The 23,235-nt window shown below is 63.7% G+C and carries 20 protein-coding genes; 1 reads left to right on the top strand and 19 read right to left on the bottom strand.

Annotated features, from left to right (window positions below; genetic code table 11):
- The 19 genes from JOF57_RS30790 to JOF57_RS30700 all read right to left on the bottom strand — a co-directional run.
- The coding region (locus tag JOF57_RS30790; protein ID WP_209923941.1) for an EsaB/YukD family protein at window positions 1-292 on the bottom strand (292 nt) is incomplete at its 3' end.
- Window positions 289-1,287 (bottom strand): MinD/ParA family ATP-binding protein, encoded by a 999-nt coding sequence (locus JOF57_RS30785; RefSeq protein WP_209923940.1) that lies wholly within the window; start codon window positions 1,285-1,287, stop codon window positions 289-291. The genes JOF57_RS30785 and JOF57_RS30790, both read right to left, overlap by 4 nt.
- Window positions 1,288-1,859: 572 nt before the next feature.
- Window positions 1,860-2,846 (bottom strand): ESX secretion-associated protein EspG, encoded by a 987-nt coding sequence (locus JOF57_RS30780; RefSeq protein WP_234939134.1) that lies wholly within the window; start codon window positions 2,844-2,846, stop codon window positions 1,860-1,862.
- Window positions 2,846-3,142 carry a hypothetical protein gene (locus tag JOF57_RS30775; protein WP_209923938.1) on the bottom strand — a complete coding sequence of 99 codons (297 nt, stop codon included), beginning with the start codon at window positions 3,140-3,142 and terminating at the stop codon, window positions 2,846-2,848. Before JOF57_RS30775 ends, JOF57_RS30780 begins: the two co-directional genes overlap by 1 nt.
- A 42-nt stretch (window positions 3,143-3,184) precedes the next feature.
- Window positions 3,185-3,481, bottom strand: a complete 297-nt coding sequence (locus JOF57_RS30770; RefSeq protein WP_209923937.1) for a hypothetical protein — start codon at window positions 3,479-3,481, stop codon at window positions 3,185-3,187.
- Window positions 3,482-3,598: 117 nt separating this feature from the next.
- The gene (locus JOF57_RS30765) at window positions 3,599-5,029 is read right to left on the bottom strand and encodes a PPE family protein (RefSeq protein WP_209923936.1); all 1,431 of its coding nucleotides are present in this window, start codon (window positions 5,027-5,029) and stop codon (window positions 3,599-3,601) included.
- Between the two features lie 41 nt (window positions 5,030-5,070).
- A complete protein-coding gene (locus tag JOF57_RS30760; protein WP_209923935.1) occupies window positions 5,071-5,376 on the bottom strand; it encodes a PE domain-containing protein in 306 nt (101 codons plus the stop codon).
- A gap of 108 nt (window positions 5,377-5,484) precedes the next feature.
- Window positions 5,485-6,240, bottom strand: a complete 756-nt coding sequence (locus JOF57_RS30755) for a helix-turn-helix domain-containing protein (protein ID WP_209923934.1) — start codon at window positions 6,238-6,240, stop codon at window positions 5,485-5,487.
- Window positions 6,234-10,151, bottom strand: coding sequence for an FtsK/SpoIIIE domain-containing protein (locus JOF57_RS30750; RefSeq protein WP_209923933.1), 3,918 nt, complete (start codon window positions 10,149-10,151; stop codon window positions 6,234-6,236). The genes JOF57_RS30755 and JOF57_RS30750 overlap by 7 nt, the downstream gene beginning before the upstream one ends.
- Window positions 10,151-10,543 (bottom strand): hypothetical protein, encoded by a 393-nt coding sequence (locus JOF57_RS30745; protein WP_209923932.1) that lies wholly within the window; start codon window positions 10,541-10,543, stop codon window positions 10,151-10,153. The genes JOF57_RS30750 and JOF57_RS30745 overlap by 1 nt, the downstream gene beginning before the upstream one ends.
- Before the next feature lie 114 nt (window positions 10,544-10,657).
- Window positions 10,658-12,166 carry a type VII secretion protein EccB gene (gene eccB / locus JOF57_RS30740; protein ID WP_307870148.1) on the bottom strand — a complete coding sequence of 503 codons (1,509 nt, stop codon included), beginning with the start codon at window positions 12,164-12,166 and terminating at the stop codon, window positions 10,658-10,660.
- 126 nt (window positions 12,167-12,292) lie between these two features.
- Window positions 12,293-13,231, bottom strand: coding sequence for an EspK C-terminal domain-containing protein (locus JOF57_RS30735; RefSeq protein ID WP_209923931.1), 939 nt, complete (start codon window positions 13,229-13,231; stop codon window positions 12,293-12,295).
- A gap of 1,476 nt (window positions 13,232-14,707) precedes the next feature.
- Window positions 14,708-15,211, bottom strand: coding sequence for an Rv2240c family protein (locus tag JOF57_RS30730; RefSeq protein WP_209923930.1), 504 nt, complete (start codon window positions 15,209-15,211; stop codon window positions 14,708-14,710).
- A 128-nt stretch (window positions 15,212-15,339) separates the two neighbouring features.
- A complete protein-coding gene (locus JOF57_RS30725) occupies window positions 15,340-15,666 on the bottom strand; it encodes a hypothetical protein (RefSeq protein ID WP_209923929.1) in 327 nt (108 codons plus the stop codon).
- A 259-nt stretch (window positions 15,667-15,925) separates the two neighbouring features.
- Window positions 15,926-16,273, bottom strand: coding sequence for a YbaB/EbfC family nucleoid-associated protein (locus tag JOF57_RS30720; protein WP_209923928.1), 348 nt, complete (start codon window positions 16,271-16,273; stop codon window positions 15,926-15,928).
- A complete protein-coding gene (locus tag JOF57_RS30715; RefSeq protein WP_209923927.1) occupies window positions 16,273-18,030 on the bottom strand; it encodes a hypothetical protein in 1,758 nt (585 codons plus the stop codon). Before JOF57_RS30715 ends, JOF57_RS30720 begins: the two co-directional genes overlap by 1 nt.
- 24 nt (window positions 18,031-18,054) lie before the next feature.
- Complete coding sequence (locus tag JOF57_RS30710) at window positions 18,055-18,321, bottom strand: hypothetical protein (RefSeq protein ID WP_064914653.1); 267 nt, start codon at window positions 18,319-18,321, stop codon at window positions 18,055-18,057.
- Window positions 18,322-18,331: 10 nt separating this feature from the next.
- Window positions 18,332-18,643 (bottom strand): type VII secretion target, encoded by a 312-nt coding sequence (locus tag JOF57_RS30705; RefSeq protein WP_064914652.1) that lies wholly within the window; start codon window positions 18,641-18,643, stop codon window positions 18,332-18,334.
- Window positions 18,644-18,775: 132 nt separating this feature from the next.
- Window positions 18,776-20,410: a DUF4226 domain-containing protein gene (locus tag JOF57_RS30700; RefSeq protein WP_209923925.1), complete on the bottom strand. Its 1,635-nt coding sequence runs from the start codon at window positions 20,408-20,410 to the stop codon at window positions 18,776-18,778.
- A 771-nt stretch (window positions 20,411-21,181) separates the two neighbouring features.
- Between JOF57_RS30700 and JOF57_RS30695 the strand changes: the two genes are divergently transcribed.
- Window positions 21,182-23,071 (top strand): hypothetical protein, encoded by a 1,890-nt coding sequence (locus tag JOF57_RS30695; RefSeq protein WP_234939132.1) that lies wholly within the window; start codon window positions 21,182-21,184, stop codon window positions 23,069-23,071.
- Window positions 23,072-23,235 lie beyond the last annotated feature (164 nt).

Raw genomic sequence — 23,235 nt, 5'->3', positions numbered from 1 at the left:
CCCCGTCCAGTACGCCGGCTTCGTCGAGGGTGTGCTCCGGGTTGAGGGGCTGGGTGTCGGCCCGGCACAATCTATACGTCGGGCCGAGCTTTAAGGTCGGTTGGCGGCGGCGGCGCAGCTTCTTGTTGATCGAGTCGATCAGGTCTTCGACAATGACGACCAATGCGACTTTGGCGGGGAGCACAAAGTCCATTTCGGTGTCGTCTCCCACGAAGATCACCACGCGTGTCAACGGGGCAGGATCGGCGATCGCGGCCGCACCGTCAGTGCTTGCAGCTTGTGGCGTGGTCACTGGGCGGCTCCCGTCGCGGTGTAGCCTCCGGCCAGGCAAGCGGCCACTTCCAAGATTTGCCGTGCGGTGGCAGGGGCCAGCTCGTTGATGTCGACGATGGCCGAGGTCGCCAGGTGTGGATCATGAGGCATGATGAAGATCCGTTCCCGGGGTACCCATCGGCTGTACCGCTCGGCTACCGCGTCGACGAACTCTCGGATCTGCTTGCGGTGCTTATTGTTTACTGGCAGGCGGTCATGATTGATGATCAGCACCATCCGACTCATCAACGAGCGGTAGTCGGGATGGTTGTACAGCCAATCGATCTCCTTGCCGGCGCCTTCGACGCTTTCTGGGATCGCTGATGTCACCATCACCACAGCGTTGGCGTGCGCTAGGGCGGTGGCGGCGATCGGGTCTTCAATGTTGACGCCGCAGTCGGTCAGCAACACGTTGTAATGCTCCTCGAGGCATCCACGTGCCTGCAGATACAACTCCGGACCCACGGCACCGGCGCTGCCGGTGGCGCCTCGGTGCGTCGGGGAGGCCAACACATCCAACCCTGCGGTGTTGTGCCCAACGCGTGCACGCATGTCCGAATACCGCTTGATGTTCTGTGCGGCGACGATTTCGTGGTAGGACGAGGCTGCCGACCGATCAATGCGTCCAGCAAGGTTTGCGCCGTGGCTGGGGTCAGCGTCGATGGCGATAGTGTGTTCGTGCTCGCGCAGCAGTGCGATCAGCGAGCCCAGCATGATCGTCATCGACGTCTTGCCGACACCGCCCTTACCGCCGAGCACCGCCACCGAGAACGTGCCCGCCATGGGTGCGGCGACCTGGGCTCGCATGGCCCGTACCCGCTGTTCATCCGGGGACTCTCCGGTGTTGACCGTGCCGAATGTCAGTCGGTAGAGCCATTTGCGCCAGCCCTGATTCGACGGGATCTTCTTGGTCTCGACGAAGTCGGTTGCGCGGACCTGTTCGCCGAGCAGCTCCCCGTTGCCAGCGGCCGACACAAACCCTGACCCACTGTCTGCCCATCCGAAGGAATTGGGTTGCGGTGCAGACGATTCCGATGCTGGTTGGTGCACTGCGCCGCGGCCTGCTTGCCAACCGTGCGTCGGATCGACGGATTCGCGACCTTGATACTGCGGGGCGGCGGCGCTCTGTGGGGCGTATGTGGTTCGTGCGGCGCGGATATGATCTGGAGTGATTTGCTGAGTGAGGTCGTCGTAGTGGGCCGGCGGCGCGGGATGCTGCGGTGGAGTGCCGGTCGGCGGGCGACTGTGGGTGGGAGCGCTGCCTGTGGCGTCGGCGCCGGGTCGGTGCGCACCCGGTGTGGGGCCGCGCTGCGGCGTTCCCGGTTGTGGTGCACCGTTATTCGTCCGGTCCGCGGTGTTGTCGGACGAAGACGCTCCCATCCGGTTCAGGAAGTCTTGCTCGCTCATGATTTTCCCCTCAGCTCCCCCGGTCAGCAGCATGTTTGTTGCCGCAAGGCTGGTGTTGTTCTCAACAAAAGCGAGCGTAACCCTGTTCAGTTTTTCGCGTCTACGTCGCTCGGCAAGATCGTCTGTAATTATTTTACGGACTACCGTGTGTAGTCAGGCCAACCCTGTCCACTGGGCAACGATTCCATGACTCCGTCGAAGGCGGTACGGATCCTGCGCTCATTGCCGGGCATCATCAATGTCCACAGATCCGCGCCCGAGCCGGTCTCGCTGCGCACCACGCGGCCATAAATGGTGTCCGCGATGGTCATCGTCAGCTCTGCCCAATCGCCGCGTCCGGGCCGCATTTGCATCGCGGTGACCGTGGACCGCACCGCTGAGCGGTCAGCGAAGGCCTCAACAATGCGTGCCTGCTCGACGGTCAGACCGTGATTGACCAGCAGCGCCACAATGTTGGTCTCTGGGTCGTGCTGCCACTGGCCCACAACGTCATTGAGAACCGAGGACTGGATGCTCATCCCCTCAAACACGGCGGGTTCTGCGCTGCCAAGCAGCTCGGCTACCGTCGTGGCGATCGGCTGGTCACCGACCAAGGACACCACGATCTCATCGAGCTCGTCGTGTTCCTGACCATCAGAACTGGTCGCACCTGGCTGCCACATTCTGGCAGCTGCCACCCAGATCCCGTCGCGCCGGCACAATGTGGCCACTCGCTTGGCCGGCTGATCGGCGCGCCAGCGTTGCAGTTCCTCATAGGCGGCGATCGCTGCCGTTGAATTCTGCCGGATCGTTGCTTCATCGTGTGAAGGCCTGAAAACCGGTGCAGGACCCAGCAACCGGGCACTCATCACGGACGGCACATCGACCTCAACATCGACCCTGATGTCGGGGCGGGCCAATGTGACCATCCACTGCTCGACATCGCAATCCAGGCCGGCCTCAGTCCAGATCCCCGCCTGTTGCAAGACCTCCATACCGGGATGGGTGGCACTGAGGCTGGCTCGGTCGGGGCCGTCAGAGGGCGGTACCCGCAGCGTCGCGGGCAACCGTGTAATACCAGCAAGCGCGGCTATCAGCCCCAATCCGGTGGATGTGACCGATAGCCGCGCTCCCGACGCGACAGCCATTACAGGTTGCGGAACCCGGCCGCCGCCGCCATGTCCGTGTGCTCGGCGTTCTGGCTCGCGCCCTGGATCGCCTGCCCATGGCGGCCGATCGTGGCGAACACCTGCTGGAAAGCCAGCGCGATCTGCTGATGCGCTTCCTGCGCAGCGTTCGAGCCGTGCTCCTTCCAGATTTCGGCCACCGAGTTGATGGCGTGGATCGACTCCTGCTTGAGCTCCTCCAGACGGTTCATGATGTTCGTCTGGGTGGTCGCGTGCTCAATCATCCGTACGTGATCGTAAGACTGCTGTCCGCTCATAGTGTCCTCCTTGAAGATTCGAAAAACGGGTCGATGTAGGAACTAGGCGCCCACGTGGCCGAGCTTGACCGCGTTGTCCTGGTTCATGGCGGCGTACTGGTGTGCCGAGGACTTCATGTGGTCGATGACGCCCTGGAAACGCTCCGAGACCTGTCGGCCGGTGTTGAGGACGTCCTCGGCGGTCAGCGTCGACTGTGTGGCGGCCAGACCCGTGAACGCACCCGAGGTCAGATCCTGGTTGGTGGTCATGTACTGATTGAGCATTCCCATGATCTCGTTGCGAATGTTGTCGAGATGGCCCGCCGAAGTCAGCATCGCATCGGTATCAGTCTGAAACATCGTGTGTATTTCCCCTCATGCTCGATAATGCGGTGACGTGATGTTGGTGCTGCGATAAGTCACACTTGCACTGAAATGAAAAACTTTCTAACGCCCGCAGCTAAATAATTCGCGGATTCATACCTCCCGCCCCCCGACGTAGACGACGCCACCGTCATCGGTGTAAACCGGCACACCCTCGCCCGCGCCGTCATCGGTCACGACCTGTTGATCGGCCTCACTGATCTCACCGTGGCCGCGTTGTCCGTTCGATCGGCCCGGCGGAACCCCCATCATCCCGGGTGCCATCGGCGCGCCGCCGGCTGTGCCCGTCACGCCGCCCCGAGGCCCTGCCATCGATGTCGCGGCCGAATCGGGCGAGCCGGGCGCATTCCACCACTTCTGCGGAACTCCCACAGGTCCCGCCATGGCGCTGGAGCCTCCCACCCCAATACCTGCGGGTTTGCTCAGCGATGCAGCGACCGGGGCTCCGCCGCCGGCGTAGCCTCCGTTGGCCAGACCCAGGCCCGACCACCCACCAGCACTGCTGAGCCCGCTAGCTCCCAATCCCGGTGCCCCGCCGCCGAAACCGCCGCCGCCCAGTCCTGACATCATCGGCGACACCAGCCCACTGGCCTGCCCAAACATTGACGACGGCAGCTGCCCGGCCTGGCCGAGCATTTGCGGAGCACCCGCCAACGCCTGCGGGGCCTGCATCATCGGCCCCATCATTGCCTGGGCTGACTGCATGAACCCGGTGCCATCGGTGGATGCTGGGGCGCCCCCGGGACGGGAAGGGGAAGCCGACCCGGGCGGCGCACCCAGCATCCCCGGCGCGGTCGAGCCCTGTGTTGCGTGTTCAGCCGCAGTCGACGCCCCGTTCGTGGCAGCACTGAGGCCCGTACCCATCATCGACGATGCGCCACTGAGCCCAGTCGCGCCGACCTGCGTTGCTTGCGACAACGCTGCTGAGGCGCCTTGCAGTCCCAAAGACATGCCCGAGGCGGACACACCCGCTGCCAGCGCCTCGGCCGGATTCGCCATTCCCGGCATCATCGGAAGCGGCACCGATAGTGCGCTGACCAGGCTGGTCACACCCGACAGGTACCCTGTCATGGCGCTAGCGTTCTGGCCCCAGAACTCGCCGTACTCAGCTTCGGTCTCGGCGATGGGAATGGTGTTGACCCCGAGGATATTGGTCGACTGCAACGTTGCGTCGCGCACGCGATTGGCGACCACCGTTCCGAACGGAATGGTGCTGGCTACCGCGGTTCCGTAGAGCCCCATACCGGATTCGACACATTTTGCGCTTCGTTGTGCCGCAATCGCCGCGGTCGACATCCAGCCGCTATGGGTGGTCGCGGCCTGCATCATTGCGATAGAGCCCATACCCGAGTACGTCGCGGCTGTTGCTGCGGCAGTGTTGGCCAGCTGCACCGCGCCCTGAGCGTGGGTCACGCTGGCGGTCTCAAACCCAGCAGCCGCTGGCACATGAGCTGCCGGACCAGCCCCCATCATGGTCAACCGGAACGCATTGACCTCCGGCGTCAGCCCATAGTAAGCGACCACCACACACTCCTAGCTCGGGAAAGCCCGTGAAAAGACCGCAGCTACAGAAACAGTTGCGCGGCCGCGGTCGCGTCGGTTATCTCGTGAGCTGCCGCAGAAGTGATCGTGCTCGCGGCCAGCGCTTCGCGCTGGGCAACCCCCACGCCACACGCGGCCAAGAACTGTGCTGCGTTGGCGGCGATTGCCTGGGCAAACAGCATGGATACCTCTTCCCCGCCCATCGGGATCGGAGCGAGCAACGCCGGCGCAACACCGGTCAGCACACCCCCGACAACCGCGGACCCTGCCGTTTCCGAGGCGCCCTGCGCCGCGAGAATCGGAGTTTCAACCAGCAACGGCATCGTCATGACTAAATTTCCCCTTCCCTATGTGGTCTCCCACCTGATCCGAGACTAATCTGCCCGCAAAAAGGCTGGCAACAGCAACGCGCAATATCGCCTGGAAGTCAACGCAATTCAACACCCATTGTTGCCATTGGGTACGTCGCGGCCGCCGCGGCGCGCCAACCGCACCGCCGCCCGCGCATCCGTGCCCACCGTGCGCCAGTGCGCAGCACGACGCTCACTCTCGGCCGCCGAGTCTGCGGCACTCTCGGCGATCGCGTGCCAGCACTGCGCTTGGCGCTCACTGTCCGCCGCGGCCTGCTCCGCTTGCGCGGCAAGGTCCTCCAGACGCTGGGCAACCACCTGTGCCCATTGCGCCGAGGCCGCCATCGTCGGCGCGCCGCCGGCCAACACCGCCTCGCAGCTTCCGGACTCCCACCCCACTGCCACCCCGATCGCATCGCGCACCGCGAACCGTGCCGGGACCTCCCCATGGTTGATCAGCCGCGACACCACCGGTCGCGCCACCCCGGCAATCCGACTCAACTCCAGCTTGTTCAACCCAATGTCGAGCCGAGCTCGGTCGACCTCGCGTGCCAACCGGCTCGCCGCCTCAGCACCGACAGCCAGAACGTCCTGCGTCTGCGACAGCTGAGCGCCGGCCAGCACCGCATCGCATGCCCCGGGCTGCCAACCCAGCGCGATGCCGATCGCGTCGCGGGTGCGTTGGCGCACCGGAATTTGCGCGTGATTGATCAGGCGAGAAACCGTTGGCCGCGATACACCCGCATGGGTCGCCAGATCGGCCACCGACCAGCCCTGCTCTGCTCGCGCCTTGTCGATCAGGTCTGCCAGGTGCCGCGCGGCCTGCTCGGTGTAGGTCAGCACTGCCGACCCGACATCGCGATCTGCACCCGATCAGGCGCCCCGTCAGTGGCATACACCCCGCGCCCCACGTCCAGCGGACCTGCCTTAATCCCCCGCGCCACGACGCCCTCCTGCTTGTCGCTGTTCATCACCACCACGGGACGATTCGTCGTGGTCAGCGCCTTGATCAACGGGCTGGAGCCTGCCCCTGTCCACCGCGCGACCCGCCGCCCCACAATCACGTGAAGGCCGACCTCGGCGGCATTGGACATGAAACCGGCCAAAGGCGACAGTGGGTGTGCGGTGCTCAAGCCCATCGCACCGCCGCCGAGCGTGTGAACGTCCTCTTCACGGTCGACGATGACAAACGTGCGCTTGCCCTTCCAGCCGCCCACACCGGCCGCCAGCTGTTCCTGCGACAATTCACCGTCAGGCTGGCGCCGAGCCAGTTCCTCAGCAAGGTAGGCAGCCAGGGCCTGCATCTGGTCGAGCGTGTGCACATACCCTTCGCGGCGTTGGCCACTGGTCGGTGCAGGCTCAGCCGCAGCTGCCTCGGCTGCTTCCAACGCGGCCGTGGCGGCACCGAACGATGTCCCAATTTGTCCGTAGCCCAGTTCTGGCGGCTTCTCCGCTGTCACCTCATAGGTGCCTAGGTGTGGACCAACGACGACGTTGAGCAGCCCGTGAGCCTTGTCGACGACAAAGATCTCGGCTTCGTCCGGCGTAAACACGCGCATGATCGAACGCGCCAGGGTGGCCAGGGCGGTAGTGATACCCGATTCGGGATCGGCGACCAGCAGCAGATGCGAGTGTTTGAGGAAGTCCACGAACGCTGGCTTGAGGCCCTTCTCGCAGATCCCGAACGGCACCAGCTTGCCCCCGAGCATGCCCAGGTCGTGAGCCTGGTTGAACACCTCGTCGAGCGTGACCAGTGTCGGCAACATTTTGAGTTCTCGTGCCTCGTCGCGTCGCCCGGCCTTGTCGGTGATGGCGGGCATGGCGTCCGCCAGGTCGCTGACCATGCCGTTGATCGACACCTGTGGCAGGCCCGTCTGGAAATGGAATCCAGCCATCGACGTGCCGCGGCCGACGATGCGGATCATTTCCTGGTCCTCGGCCTCGTCCAGTTCTCCCGCGTGCTCAGTCAACTCGGTGCCGCTCGGGTTCTCGTCGGCGGCGCCCTCGGGACCATTGACTCCGAATTCGGGCTCAGCTCGGTGCAGTGGTCGGAACCCGAGCGGCACCTTGAGCGCCACGTCGCGGCTGTTGCGGTTGAGATCGTCGTTGTCGGCCAGCTTCAGCTCGACATTGGCGTTGAACAGCGGGGTCAACCGGGTGCCGAAGTCGAACCATGAGTGCCCCGCGATGATCACGTGCACGCCATAGCTGCCGCCCTTGTTCAGCAGCTCCATCACGCGAGTGACCCCATTGGCCAGCGCCGCGTCCTCATACTCCTTCTTGAAGGCGGTCCACCCATCGATCACCAGGTACACATCCCCGTACGGGTCAGACGCATCTTCAGTGCCTCGGCCGCGACCACCGCCAAACTTCTGCTCGCGCAACACTTTCATGTCGACGCCAGCCTGCTCACGCCGCTCGATGATCGACTCCAGCTCGCTGAGCATCGCGAAAACCTTGTCGCGCTTTTTGTATTGGCTAAACGCGCTCACATGCGGAAGCTCCTCAACAGCGTTGAGGTCAGATCCGCTGCACGCGACGACGAAAAACTGAATCCTGTCCTGGCGATACATCAACGAGGCCCCGGTGATCATCGTGGCCAGCGCCACCGTCTTACCGGCATTTTGCTTGCCAATCACCGCGCAGTTGTCCTCGAGCAGGTTCACCGCGTACACCCGCTGCTGATGCTGGTATGGGCGATCTTCCACTCCGACCGGGAACAGCAGTTCCCTGTTGATTCCGTAGTCCACATTCCATGGCTTGCCACGCAGCCGGCGTACCAACTCATCGACCGGCAACGCCTCCAGCGGAGGCAGCCATTTCTGCTTGAGCACCACGTCCGGCATCCGATCGTGCAATGCCTGTGTAGCAACCTGTACGTCGAGCAGTTCTCGCCCGTCGGCGCCGAACAGCACGTCCTGGGTGTCCTCGTCGGGCACATCGACGCTGACCGGGGCCGGCACCGAGACAGGTTCCATCCCGGTTAACAGGAACTCCCTGGGGGGAGCGTAGGTCTGCTGCTCGCGCAGTTCGGCAGTGGCCATCCGACGCCGCGGCTGGTGATAGGTCCCCGACACGAACGCAGTCTGAAACTGCTGAAGGTCGCGGCCTTGACTGAGCAGGAAACCTGCACCGGCCGGCTTCGAGGGCAGCCACCGCGCGTCGTCCACCCCGATCACCTCGCGCGAATCCTTGGGATCCAGCACGCGCAGCGCGATGCGGATCGGCATGTTGGCCATGATGCCGCCACGCGACATGTGATGACCCAGATACTGCGAGCCCATCAAAACCTTGACGCCCAACGCGCGGACCTGCCGCGTGTACTCGTCGATCACATCCACCATGGGCGGGCACTCTTGAAACATCTGGGTGAACTCATCCACTACCAGCAACAGGTGCGGCATCGGGGGAATCTTCTCCCCCTTGTGGATACGCCGATACTCGTACTCCGCGGCGTTGTGGCACTTGGCTCGGGCCAACTGCTTCTTGCGTATCTCCAGCTCTCCATAGAGCACATCGCACATGCGCTCCATCCACAGCGAATCGTCTTTCAGATTGTTCTGCGCGGCGACGGTATGAGGGAACCCTCGAATCGTCATCGCCGTCGTATCGCCCTTGAAGTCGAAGAACATAATCTGAAGCTGTTCAGGCGAATGCGTCAGCGCCGCCGAAAGCAGCAGCGTCGTCCAAAACTCCGACTTACCCGAACCAGAAGTCCCCACAACGACGGCGGCGCTGCCCATGCCGCCCTCGTCCTCGGCCTTGAGATCGATATGAACCAAGTTTCCGAACGTGTCGCGAGCGACCGGAAACCGCAGCCACTCCTTGCCCCACTCGGACTCCTCAAAAGGCGGACCCATCCGCGTCTTGGCATACAGCGACGTCAAATCCAGCTGCGCAAAATCCTCGATCCCCAGCAGATCAGTGAGCTGAACCAAACTCGACGAGTCATCAACGACCGTGCGTGCCGAGGCGTCCGCACGAAACCTCGACATCCGACGCGCGATGGTTCGTGCCGTGGACTCACTCATTTGATCCGGAACTGCGAACCGAGATCCATTGTGTTCGATGAGTTCTGGAGTAACGACAAACGTGTTCGCGAACTCCAGAGCACTACCCGGTTCGGTGGCCAGGCGCATGAACGTCACCCCGGCCACACCCTCGGCCCGGGTGATCGTCTTCCATTCCGTCTCATCGATGCGCGCCAGATCATTGATGATCAGCAGATGCGGCATCGTCGACGTGTCGTTCTTCGTGAATCCTTCGCGCTGATGTAAGGCCTTGGCCATCTCCGACGAGTTGAAGGCCGCCACCGACCTCCACACCATCCGTCGGCTACCGCCGGTGTCCAGCGCCGTCGAATGCTGGGCATGCGGAAGCCATTTCAACCACGAATCCCAACGATTCACCGACTCGGTGATGACCACAACCTTCAGGTCGGTGTCCGAATGAAACATCGCTGCCTGCAGCACAACCGACCGAACCAACGCATACACCGCGTCCATCTGGCCGCCGCGCCCCACGAAGGCCATCCCAGGGGTATTGCGCAGCGACACCGGCTTCGGAATGCCCCGAACCTTATCCTGTGTCCCCAGAAACGCCGCGACCGACTGATAGGACGTCGGCTCGTAGTCGGCCGAATCTCCCAGCAACGGGACGTTCTCGAACCTGCGGGTCAACTGCTGGTTGCCCAAACCGAAACGGACGAACCCGAAATGCGGGTCCAACCTCGACGGGCTCTGCGCTGTCGTCATTACTGGCCGCCTCTCCGGCTTCGTTCCCACTGCCGATCCGAACCCACCAGCCCCAGCAGATGATCAGGAGCCGGGTGTAGCCACTGCACCTGGTTGAACTGTGCCCGCGCCGCTTCGTGCAACTCACCTCGCAACTCGTCTAGGTCGAGGCGGAACTTGCGTCGTTTAGCGTCCAGCGCGCTCGGACTTAACGGCTGCCCTTCACCGTTACCGCTGCGGTTGTTGTTGAACATCATCATCATCGAAGCGATCATCATCACCGGGAACAGCAGCGACATGCCCATCATCGGCCCCTGCCGCAACGCTTTCTGCGAAAGCATCAAGCCCAGCATTCCCAGCACCGCCACACCGATCACGATCGGCATGATGATCTGAGCCTTGGTGCGCGGCAACGGCTGAGGACTAAGAAACGGCTCCAGCGAACTCGGCCAAATGATTGGCGAGGTATTCACGCCACGTGGCGGTCTCTGCCGAGGCCCCCCGTTGAACTTCACCGTCGACATCGCTCACGCCCTCCCGTGTTCCTTGTTCGCGGCAGCCTTCGACAACTCCGGGCCCGCCGGCCACACCTGCACCATCGCCCACGGAGCAGACCGCACCGCATCACTGACCCCTTGCTGACGGCCGGCCGCAGCCAGACCCAATGCCTTCAACGACTCCTGATCGAAAGGCACACCGAACCGCTTGCCTGACCCGCTGATCAACCAGAGCGACTGCCGGCGGGGCGAATCCAGAGCGAGCCCGGTCGCGGTAACAAACGTCGCCGGCTCATCGCTCACCAACACCTGATCGGCCTGGACACCGTCGCTGCCCCCGTCCTGAAAGTGCACCAGATTCTTGTTCTGCTCTCGTCGGATCGGTAACCCGCGCCCGCTGACGACACGGATCTGAGCTTGGCGTTCCCCCACCTTGAACTCCCACGCCGAGCACACCACCGGCCGGGCCGAAGTATCAACCAAGGTGACCGGATTCTCCGGATAGAAGTCCACATCGAGCCGATGCTGCACCGCAGCTGCAGCGAGTTCATCCGGGCGTACCGACACCGGCTTGGACGTCCCAAACGAGTCACGCTGGCGCAGCATCGCGGCAACCACGGGCGAAATCTGTTGCACACCATCATCGAGAACCACGTAGAGCCGATCCGGCCCGCCCGCAACATCCTGACTCGACACAACCGAACCCACCACAACGCCAGGGCCCCATTTGAACTGCGACGGCGCACCAGCATTGGCCACCGGCGGCACCACAATCGGCCCCTTGGCCGGCAGCGCCGCCAACAGTGCACGCGACATCACCTGGATAGGAGCCCCCGGAGCGATCCCCAACGCCGTCGTCACCGCCCGATCACCCAGATCCACCGGCATCCGCCACCCGCGGTACACCAGATACGTCACGTCATCGAAGGACATCAGCACAGCACTGTCATCACCCAACGGAGCCGCGCCATCGCCGAACGTCAACGCCCCATTAATCCCCGTCACCACCGGAGAGCCGCTCATCGTTGTCGCACCCGTGTCACACACCGCCCACCGCGACACTTCCGGTGACTGCACACGCGGCAGATCTACCGGCGCACCCTCGATGCCAACCTCAACGCCGCGCGGAATCCGGTCGGCTTCGCCCTGGTTGACCCACTTGGGCATATCTGGCCGACCCGAAATCAACTGAGCGGAAACCAGATTCAACACAGGATGCAGGCGCCCGTCCACCATGACGTACAACGCCCCGGTCTCACGAACCCCAACGATGGTCGTCGAATCGTCGATCAACCCCGCCGGCCGGAAAAACCCCACCGCCAGCGCACCGATCAACACCGCCACACTCAGGCATGCAGACACCAGCAACAGCACCTTGCGCAACCGCTCAGGGTCACCCTCCATCGGCTCAGCCCGACGCAAGAACGCCAAACCAAGACGACGACGCTCGAAATAATGACCACTGACCTGAGTGCGCGTCGCCAAGCCCAGCCCCCGGCCAAACCGGCTATCCGGCTTCGCCGGATCCCCACCCGTCACGCCAGGACGCCCCCACGGCCCGCCAGCATCCGGCCCAGAAGAACCTACGTTTCCCTCCACAAACCGGACAGTACCGCCACCTCGACTTCACGCGCTACGGCCGCGTACAAATTTAACGCTAACCAATTATGCGCAGTCTTCCTCCACAGCGCGCAACGGCTCCGCCAGCACCGCCCGAACGTCGAAACGCTCGGCAGCCATCGCCGCATACACCATGTCCGACAACGGCATCGCAGCCCCAGCCCATCCACCGAAATGCTCCATAGCCCGGGCCAAGACCCACTGCCCCCGGTAGTACTGGTGGATCGCCACCGGCACCTCCTGCGGGTGACCCGGAGTGTCCGTAATCCCCCCTGGACGCTTCGCACCCACCGACAAGAAGATCTCGGCACACGCCGAATCGAACTCCGACCACTCAGCCGCGTTCAGATCACCAGCACAGCTGACCGTATGCCACCCCGACCGCAGAACCTGCGGGATCTCCTCAACGCCAACCAAACATTCCATCAGCGCAGCGCTCACCGGGTAAATCACCCGCTCCTGATAGCGCCGCCCGACACCACTGAGCTTTTCCAACCGCCCGAACAAATCCGGATAGCCCAGCTCCAACCGATGTTGATGCTGCCTATCGAGAACCGGCGGCTCCCAATCCGCCGGCAACCCTTTCGGCCGACCCTCCTCACGACGATTCACCACCGTGTGATCCACGCCAGCCTCACGAAGCGAATCGGCAGAACCCGTCGTCGCCGCCGCCACCAGCTTCCAATCGCCCTCAACGCGAAGCTTTGCATACTCCACCATGATCCGGGCAGGATCAGCCCAACCGAACCACACGTTCCGAAAAGCATCGTCTACCAACGGATCCGACACCAACAACCGAGCTGACCGCGGCAAAAACACCCCGACCGGCACATAACCCCAGCCATCACCGCTCATCACGACAGTCTCAGTACCAGTTGGCGAACGGAACACACCAACCGCCCAGTCCATCGGATACAGCCGCAAGTCACCAGCCCGCGCCAACTCCCACGTCAACGCCGCCGCAGAAAGCACGTCCGCCGACAACGGCTTACCCGGGCCACGAGAAACAGCCACCGGAGTCGCCACACCAGCCGGTACCAAGGTCGGTCCAGAAGCTACCGCAGATCCCCCACCACCGGACCCGGCCGACGACGGAGCCCCAGCTGCAGGCATCGACGCAGGCACCGTCGCCGCACCACCAGCGGCAGCGGGCGCACCCAACCCAGGAGACGGCAACAACATCCCACCAGCACCAGGTGCCCCCATCCCAGGGGCAGGCATCGCAGGTCCCGAAGTCGGCACATGCTGCCCCGAACCCGCCAAACCCGCAGGAACAGCAGAAGGACCAGACACCGGAGAAGGACCCACACCCGCCGTCGCCGCCGGTGTTGACGGACCAGCCAACGGCGGAGCTGGAGCGACCGGGGAAGAAGTAATACCAGCCGCAGCACTGCCAGCCGAAACCGCACGACTAAAAGACGCCGGATCCACACCCGTCCCCAACCCGGACGGCGGCAGCGCCGAACTGCTAGCTGGAGGCGTCAAACCCGAAGTCTGCGGCATCCGGCCCATACCAGAAGTCAACGTCGACAAGGGATTAGAACCTAGTCCGCCGGCTCCTAGTCCCCCGGACGATGGGCTACCGCCACTCGGGAGCCCGCCGCCTAGCCCTCCTGAACTAGTCAGCGGGGAAGCAATCGACGACCGAGCGGGTGGCGCTGTCGCTGATGGAGGCGCCGAACCTGCTATTGCGTCACCGCGATAGCCAGAACCGCCACTGACCGTCTCGTCGCCAGGTGGTGGTGATGGCAACGCGTCGCCTCTACTGCCAGCGCTGGTGCGTCCCGCGCTGGCTTGATTGCTATGGGGCAACCCATCGACTTTGCTCGCCGCGTCGCCCCGTTCACCAGCACTTTGCTTGGCCTCGTTGGAGGACTGTGGGTCGCCCCGTTGACCTGTCCTGTTGTCGAGTGCTTTCGTTGACGAGTCGTCGTCGACGCTGCCGTGTTGGCGCATCCCCATTGCTTGATAGCTTCGTGTGGATTCCGCTTTGGCACGTGCGTAAGCGGCCGTGGCGGCATCGGTGTATCCGGCAATAGTGGCTTCGGCATCACCGACCACTACAGCTCGTATCCCAGGGTGCATGGCAGCTGGGCTCGCGGAGAGACTTTGCTGACCTCGCGCGTCAATGTCATCTAGAGCTCTGCTGAGGTCGTAGTGCAACCTTACGACCGTGCGCGCGGCACGCCCGTTCGCCTCGGCGATGTCGCCGAGGTGGTCGTAGTCGATGGCCTGGCGGTGATAGCCCTTGATGGCGGCCTCGCTGAGGTGGCCTTCGGTAGTACGAGTAAATCCTTCAGCGATGCTGCGAAAACTCTGCGCCTTGCGTCGAGCTTCCGCCCTCTGATTGTCATGCCACTTAGCCGACTCGCCAATGGAGCCGTCGTCAGGCGGCCACATCCAGGACGGTAACACCCGATCCGAACCGGAACCACCCGGTGGCGACACGGAGGGCATTGTTTACGACCCGCACAATTCGCGGATCTTTGTCGCCAGCTTGTCAGTTCGCTCGGCCGCCGCATTAGCCACTGCGGCTGACTGATGCTGTCCATCAAGAGCCGCTAGATCGATATTGGCGGCGTTGAAATCCGTGATCGCGCTGGCCAACTCGGGAGGAGTCGCCGAGGGGACATGCTGGCGAAGGTATTCGATCTGGATCATGATGCCTGACTGCGCCTGACCAAGTGTCTGCGCGATCGCCGGATCACTCCACGTCCACTGTGTTCCGACTTTGGACAGATCAAGGAACGGTTGCCGAGCTGTCACCATCGCTTGCGACGCGTCGTCCCACGCGCTGCACGCAGCATTCTTTGCGGCCGCAGTCTCGGCGGAAGTCGGGGCCTGCACACTCGGTGAAGCTGATTGAGGATTAGACGGGGCGACCACCTGATTGCGTGACAAAGCGATGCCCGACAAGGCGGCCGCGGCACACGCCACCAACAGCGTGATCGTTACCAGGATCATCTCACCCCACCGCCGACCGGCACGCGGCTGTTGGATCGGTGGCGGTGCCTGGGTTGGTGGCAGCGGTTGAGCCGCTTGAGCTTCAGGCGGTTGAGCCGGTGGCGCGTAGGTCGGATGAATTGCCATTTCTACAGGACCTCCGCAGGGCTCAAATCCACGGCATTCGCAGTGTCGGTCTCCTCGAGGGCGGCGACGCCCATTAGCGCAGCTCCTCCCATGGCGACACTCTTGACGCCCAAGGCGCCGCGTGCCGCCGAGAATTCGGTCCGAACCTCGGACTCGCTCGCAGCGACGGCCGCCGAAAATGGGTGCGGGTGGGCGCGTGCGGCCAACCCCGACGAGGCGGCCGCCGAGCTAGCGGAGGTCTCGACCAGGTCGGTTTCCGCTGCGACCATTGCCTGGGCAACCACAGCGTGGGCGTCCTGATGGACCGTCGTTCGTGTTACAGCTGGCATCGCGATTTCCCCCTACGTGCCTCGAGCGCCTGCATGCATCAACGGTACCGCCGCCCTCAGACACTTTTCTAGCGGTATTAACCGATTTGCGCTGTGTCGACGTCGGGCGCCGAATTCCGATTTCAATCGGCTTCAATTCTTACCGCCTGTTCCAAGCGCCGGCGGACAGAACGCCAGGTGGGTGTGTTCTGCGAGTTCGGGGTGTCCACGGTGACGTTCCCACCTGGATTGGCCCGACCGGGGGTGGAGAGGCGCCTTCTTAGCTGTTTTGTGCCGTGTGGACGTCGACGCTGATGTCTTTTTCGATGTCTGCGGCTTCAATTCTGGCTGCTTTTACAGCGCTCTTGAGCGTTGCGTTGATCAACTCTTCGAGGCCGACGTGGTCGTAGCGCACGGTGCAGCCTTCGGCCAGCGACAACGACATCAACCTGCCTTTGGAATCCACAGTCAGCGAGACGTCCCGGTTGCCGCTGGCGGCGTCAATTGCGCAGTCGTCCCATTCCTGCTGGAGCTTGGCCAAGACTTTGGTCATCCGCTCGATGCGGTTTTTCATTCCTGCGACCATCTCAGCGTGGGCCGCGTAATCCGGGTACTCGTAGACGGTCACTAGTCGTCATCCTTCGGCATTTCAACGCGGCGGCGTCGCGAGGACGTCACGACCACGTCAGCTTCCTCGGCGCTTCGGCTCGCGGCCCGATGGTCGTTGGTGACGTCGGCAGCCTCGGCGGCCACTCTGCGCGGCACTTCGCCTTTGACAAACTCGGAGTTCGGCTCCACGGGAACAATGATCTTCTTGTCAGGCTCAGCGATCGGTTTACTGCCCCCGCCGCCTCCTCGGCCCATCCCCCCGGCCATGGGCGGCATCATCGGCATCCCGCCCATCATCCCACCAGGCTGGGTACTCGCCGCAGTTGCAGCGGGACCAGTCGGCAAGGGAGCAGGCGCGCTGGCCGGTCCGGCCTGAGCCAGCATTCCACCAGATGCCGGTGGCAGATCCGTTGATACACCGGCGGGTTCGGTCGAACCAGAACCTCCACCGCCACCACCAATATCCCCGAGGCCCGCTGACGAACTGCCCAGATCGGAGGCGTCCAGGTCGGGCATGTCAGGTTCGGACAGACCTTTAGCCAGTCCCTCAACAGCTTGCCCGGCCTGCGAGATCGCTGACTGCGCCTGCTGCGCGGCCGCGGCCGGCAAGCTGGTCAATGCCCCCAGCGCACCACCGACCACCCCGGCAAGGACACCAGGCAACATCGCCACCAAAGGCCCGGCCTGAGACATCGGGTCACCGGGTTGTTCACCGGTTAACGCGGGGTCACCGAGAAGATCCAGCGGCTCGTCGGTGCCAGCCCCGGCGGCGCCAAGATCGTCGCCGACATCGGTGCTTCCTGGGCTCTGATCGGCAGCAGCCTCGGGGCGCGAGGACGGTTGTCCTTCCTGCGGTACTCGGCCTGGCTCTGGCGTGGCGGGTGCCACGACCGGGACCACTGGCGGCGGCGGTGGAGGCGCGGCGGGAAGCTCGCCCAGGTGATAAGTCTGGGAGGCCACCCCTGCGCGGGTGTTCAGCGCCACGAGGTCGCTTTGCAGTTTCGTCACCACTGCGGAGTAGGCGCCTCCGAAGCGGGCATTGAGCGCTTGGGCCTGGCTGAGTTCGCGTTCCTTGCTGGTGAATGCCGCTGAGCGTGGTGTGTCGCTTTGGGCAGTGCCGAAACGATCGCGGTGGCCAGTGGCCGCCGACGCCAGAGTCGAGGAGTGTTGCTGCATCGAGTCGGCCCAGGTGGCGAATCGCCGCAACGCCGAGGCGAGGACTGGGGCGGTGTTGCCTCGCAGCGCCTCACTCTCGATTGTCTGAGCGGCCAACCGCGACGCCACCGCCGACCCGTTGAACATCGCACCGTACCGGGCGCACGCACTGCTAAACGTGCTGCCCGAATCGGAGTGGCCGTTCTCCATGATCTGAGCCGAAATCTTCCCGTAGCGAGGTGCGGCGGGCGCAATCGGCACATCCGGCGCGACGACATCGCTGGTGACGGCCGGGACGAACGTCGGGGCGACCCCGTCGGTAGGCCCGCGGTGAACCGCGGCGAGTGCCTTGGCGTTCTGCCCATCCATCTCCACCGAGACGCGACTGATCTCGGTGACAGCTCGGGAAGCGGCCAACAGAACCTGGGCAGCGTCGGCCGCGCGTGAAGCCAGCACCACACCGTGCTCTGATAGCCGTGCTGCTGCAGTCGTCGACGTCTCGTCAGCGGCCAGGGCCGGATGGGCTGGCGGTGTGGCAGCCAGCTGCATCAAACCCACCGAGGCGTTATGCAACTGGCCGGCTACTGTTGCCAGGCCCGCGTCGTTCGCGTAGAACGCCACCACTTGCTTCCCCCCTTGCCCGTGCTAGAAGTCGATCGTGGCTGCATACGCCTCGACCTGAGACGCCGTGGGCAGCCGCGTCGAGATGCCCTCAACCCGATTACGGAACATTTCCTCACGCAACGCAAGTTGCGAGCGCAGATAAGCCAGTGTGCTGAGCCGAACGATCCGGCTGGCCAGCACATCGTCAGCCAGCCTCATCGCTGGCGGTTCGAGCTGCACACCCGCCGTGTCACCGTTGCGCCCGACCCTGACGATGATCGACTCATCGCGGCTGGCAGCTTCAAACACCGTCGCGTCCTCAGTCCCGGTTGATGGTGAGGTTGGCGGCGTTGTGCTCGGTCATGGCGTCGAACTGGTCGGCAGTCATTCGCAGCTGCCGCGCCATCGCCCGATTCTTTTCCTCCTCGGCGGTCAACGCGCGTTCGCGTGCGTTGATCGCATCGATCGCTGCCCGACGCGATTCGTAGGCCAGCGGCCCCCAGCTCTCGGTGTCCTGTGCCGCACGTGCGTTCTCGTTGCGCGCGGCAGCGTAGCGGTCGGCGGTGGCCTCGTATTTTGTGGCGGCCAGCCGCAGATCATCCGAGGTGAAACGCAATTCGTTCACGGACATGACATTACTCCTGCTCAGATAGGGTGGGTTTCAGTAATCGACGCAGCGAGCCGCTGGCCGCAATCAACGCGCACGCCGAGTGCTGGCATGCGAAGTCGCTATTTGCTCGAAACGGGTTGGCGGACACTAGTGCTACGTCCTGCTGGGCGGTGTCGGGGTGGTCGCCGTTGCCGCGATCACAGGCTGGGTCGTATGCGGGCGTTCCCATCCCAGGAATGTGGTGCCGACTTGCAGATCCTTGAGTGGGATCTCGCGGCCGTTGTCCCACACCTTGTCGTTGCCCAGGGCCATCACTCGGTGATCGGTGAACTGGCCGACATCTCCGAATTCCAGGCCCTCCGAACGCGACACCATGTTCTTGGTGATCGGTGCCCCAGGTGGGGACATGGCCAGACCGGCGTTCCGGTATGCGTCATCGATCGACTTGCCCGACAAGACCTCGTCGCCAGCCTTCTTGAGGGCAGCGTTGGCCACGGGCACCTCGTCACCGGACTGAGGCAGCTTGACTTTGAGGTCATTGGCCGCGGCCTGTTCGACCTGCCCGGGCTGAGCCTGCGGGGCATTGGGCGTCGCGGCATCGGCAGGAGCGGCCGCAGGGGTCGTCTGGGCAGTGTGGTCTTCGGGCTTGTCGTCAGCAGGCTTTGCCTCACCCTTGTCGTCCGTATCGGGTTTGTCCTCGGCCTTGTCGTTCAGGGGCGGATCAGTCAGCGGATCAGTTGGCCCATCGGTGGCGCCGCCACGGATCGCAGATCCGATCGCAGATCCGATGTCGCCCAACGGCAAACCACCGCCGCCGCCCATCCCCGGCATCATCCCGCCCATCATCTGAGGCAGTCCACCCAGTGCCCCCGCCGCCGGTCCCAACAGCGAGCCCAGCCCCTGCATGAGCGGGTCGGAGGCCAGTCCATCAAGCAGCGGATCGCTCGGCAACGGAGCATCAGAGGGCGCCGCCCCGGCAGGAGACGCCGCGGGCTGATCGCCCCCTGGTTGGTTCTGCTGCTCCGGGTCGCCCGGTTCGCCCTGGTTGCCTGCCTTACCGTGGTCACCGTCGCCGATCGCGTCCAACTGGGCGGCTACTCCGTCGAGCAACGCTGCATGAGACTTTGCGTCCAGCTCGGCAGTGTTGGCGACGTTCAGAATCTCAGAAGCCTTGCCCCGCAGAAATTCCGCGAGTTGCTGCTGTCCAGCCTGGGTATCCAAGGTGGGGCTGAGCTTCTGCACCTGGTCGATGATCGAATCCTGCAACTGCTTGAGCTTGGCTTTGCCTGCCTCGCTTGAGCTTTGAGCTTTGAGAATCGCATCAGCGAGTTGCTCGTCGGCATTGTTGATCGCCGACCTGTTCTTGCCGAGTGTTTCGTCGAGACGTTTGGCAACATCTGCTGCCGCCCCGCTGAGCTGCCCATCGCCGTCGTGCTGACCGTCGCCCACGGGTGTCACCGCAGGGGTGCCGCTGTTGCTGGCCGGGGTCACGGGCGCCGGCGGAGCGGGAGGCGGGCTGTTGGGAGCTGGAGCTTGCTTGGGCAGGCCCAGGCCATGATTGATGTCAGACAAGGGCGCAGTTTCAGGATCAATGCCCTGGTATGCCAACACCGCTCGCTGCTTGTCGGTGATGTCGCGACGGTCGTCAATCGCGGGAATGGTCACCGTGGCATCTGGAGACAATGGTGGCGCGGGCATCCGTGGCGGCGACATCGGCGCCGAGCCGCCACCTAGAACCTGCGAGAAGTTCAGCAGGTTTCCTGTCATCGTTTCAGCCCAAGCTGTCATACCGCGGACGGTAAACCGTCACGACCGGCGATTTCTAATGCCCCAGCCACATTTGCCCGATATTGACCTGGCCTAGAGCTTTTGCGGTCGCATTGCCCTATTGTCGCTCGGAATGACCGGCTGTTTGACGAAACATGTTGGAGCGCAGGGCAGATCAACGACCGATGTTGAAAATTGTTGACTTTGGGGACACGCCGCACCGCATGCACGCCACCACGGCAAACCCCGCCTAACACTGGTCAGCACCAGCTGGGAAAGGAACACCACACACCATCAGCACTGCCCGGCATCCGCGTGACCGCCCTACCTACCCCGACAGCGAAGAAACAGGCACCGGCGCTGCTCCGCCTGTCCGATAGCGATACCGCCACCATGCAGAAACCCGCGCCCTGACCAGCGTGTCTGCTCGGATAATCCGCGCGCTGCGTGACACACTCCCAGTCAACATCGGCATCAGGAGGCAACAACCACCACAGCTGCGGACCCCGCATACCGGGCCCACAAAGCAGAAAACCCCGCCGAAGCGGGGAGATCTGATTTCTGAACCGAAGCACCACCTTCGATCCAGAAGGCCCACAACTCAATACCCAGAACAAGTTTGGAACCAACCACGCGGGTTGGCTCCAGGATAGAGGACGCCCTGGTGAGCCGCAATAGCACACGCCCACCCAGCCCGTCACCAACCAGCTACCCCGCCTGGGGACATCGGTGACGCTGGCAACCCCCACACCCGCTGGCCCACAACAGGTGTGGAAACAACTCTCACGGCTGATGGCCGCGCCCGGGCGCACCTATGTTCGCCTCTATAACCCAGGTACCCAGAAGTACTCAGATACGGCGAGGCGGAGCGATGCGCTGCCGAAGCGGCCTGCCGCGGTCTACATCCACGCCAAGAACCGCACGCACATCATCGGACTCGATTTCGATGCCAGCCGCGTCAGCCACGAGCAGGCCGACCTCGATCTGCAGACCGCCGCGATGTGGCTCTCCTCGTGCGGTGGCGCCATCGTCACCGACCGTTCCGCCGGCGGACGTCACCTCATCTGCCCACTGGCCATCGGCACCACAGCGTCATGTGACGAAATCGAAACGCTGGTCCGGCTTTTAGCCGCACGACTGCCCACCCTGGACATCACCCCCAACACAAACCCGGTCACCGGTTGCCTCAGCGTGCCCGGATCCCCCGACAAACGCGGAGGCTACCGCCAGCTCGATGGCACCCTGACCGAGGCCATCGACGCCTTCACAACCAGGTCCGCCCCCGATCTACTGCCACAGCTGTCCATGCTGCTCGGCGCCCTGCAACCAACCAGCCCGCAAGACCGACCCAACACGCCGGCCCCAGACGCCCTCAGCATCAACGATGTGCTCGACGGACACGGCGAGCACGCACGACTCAAATCCACCTACTGGCGCACCACTCCCCTGCCCCGCGACGTCGAGGCATTCGCGCGCCACGGACACATCAACCCCGACCGATCCACCTGGACCCGGCCGAAGGCCACAGGGGACGGGACATCGCGCCACGAGCCCCGAATGTCAGTCGTGGTCAATGCATTCGCCCGTGGCCACAGCCTCGACGACCTGCGAGCCCGCATCGCCCCAGGAGCCGAATGGCACCGCGGACTTGGTGCCGCATACCAACGCTACGCAGCCCGCGCCGAACAAGCCCTCCAACGAGACTGGACCAAGGCCAGTACCTGGTACGTCACCAACGTCATAAATTCCTCACATGCGCGGCACAAAGAACAGAACTACTCACCGGGGGGGATCCACAAAGGCTGGCGTGGACCGGAAAAATTACGGCGCTGGCTTGCCAACGCCGTCGCATGGGCAGATGCCGAATACGCGGGAAAGCGGTGCCGCTGGACGGTGATCGCAGTGCTGCAAGCGCTGGCTTTCTACGCTCACACTGCCGGAGAAGAACGCGCAGGCGTATGGCTGGTGGGTGTGGGTGGACGAACCCTGTCGATCGCTAGCGGGCTTCTCAGCGAGGATGCGGTGTGGCGGGTACTGGCCGAATTGCGCGACCGGCCCGGTTCACCCATTCTGCGCACGAGACAAGCCATCGGCCGAGATGCCGACGTGTACGCGCTGACCATGCAAAACCGAGTCACCAACGATCCGGCGAGCGCACAACGAGTCCGCATCGAACCAGTCCATCCGGCCTGGAGCGTGCTCGGCCCACACCTACGCCGGCTCTATGAATTGGTTGCACACCACGGCCTCACCAGCAAGGCCGATCTCTACGCCGCTGCTGCGCTCCCCCGCGCGACCGGTGACCGCATGATCACTGACCTCGAAATCGTCGGCCTGGTCACCAGCACCGGATGGGGCACCGTCGCTCCCGGCCAGACCAGCCTCGATGCCATCGCGACTCAACACCACCTACACGAACAACGCGAAGAACGCCTCGAGCGCCACCGGACCGAACGTCGCACGTGGCACAAATGGCTCGACGACCTTGCACAGCAACGCCAACCAAGCATCGAAGCGGTCGGCGCAGCGCCGACCAGTGAACACGCCGCCTGGGTCGATGACGTTATGGCCACCGGTCCACCCGAACGCGACGACATCGATGAGGAACGAGAATCCCTCGACATCATTCACACGATCCTCGGCGGCCGCATACTCGCCACCAACATGCAGCTAGTGCTCTGAAACGGCACGACCGGTGGCGCATGTGCGGCGGCCGGCTCCGAACTGCCTGGGTCTTTGTTCCTAGCTGCTGCTCCCGTTTGACGGCAGGAGCGAATCAGGAAGCGCGTGCAGTGGCTGATTCGCGGTGATCGCGAGCGCGCCGAATCAGATCATCGATGTACGGG

The sequence above is a fragment of the Mycolicibacterium lutetiense genome (assembly GCF_017876775.1).
Lineage (GTDB): Bacteria > Actinomycetota > Actinomycetes > Mycobacteriales > Mycobacteriaceae > Mycobacterium > Mycobacterium lutetiense.
Note: the sequence above shows the minus strand (reverse complement) of the source record. Positions and strands in the feature narration are given on the sequence as shown.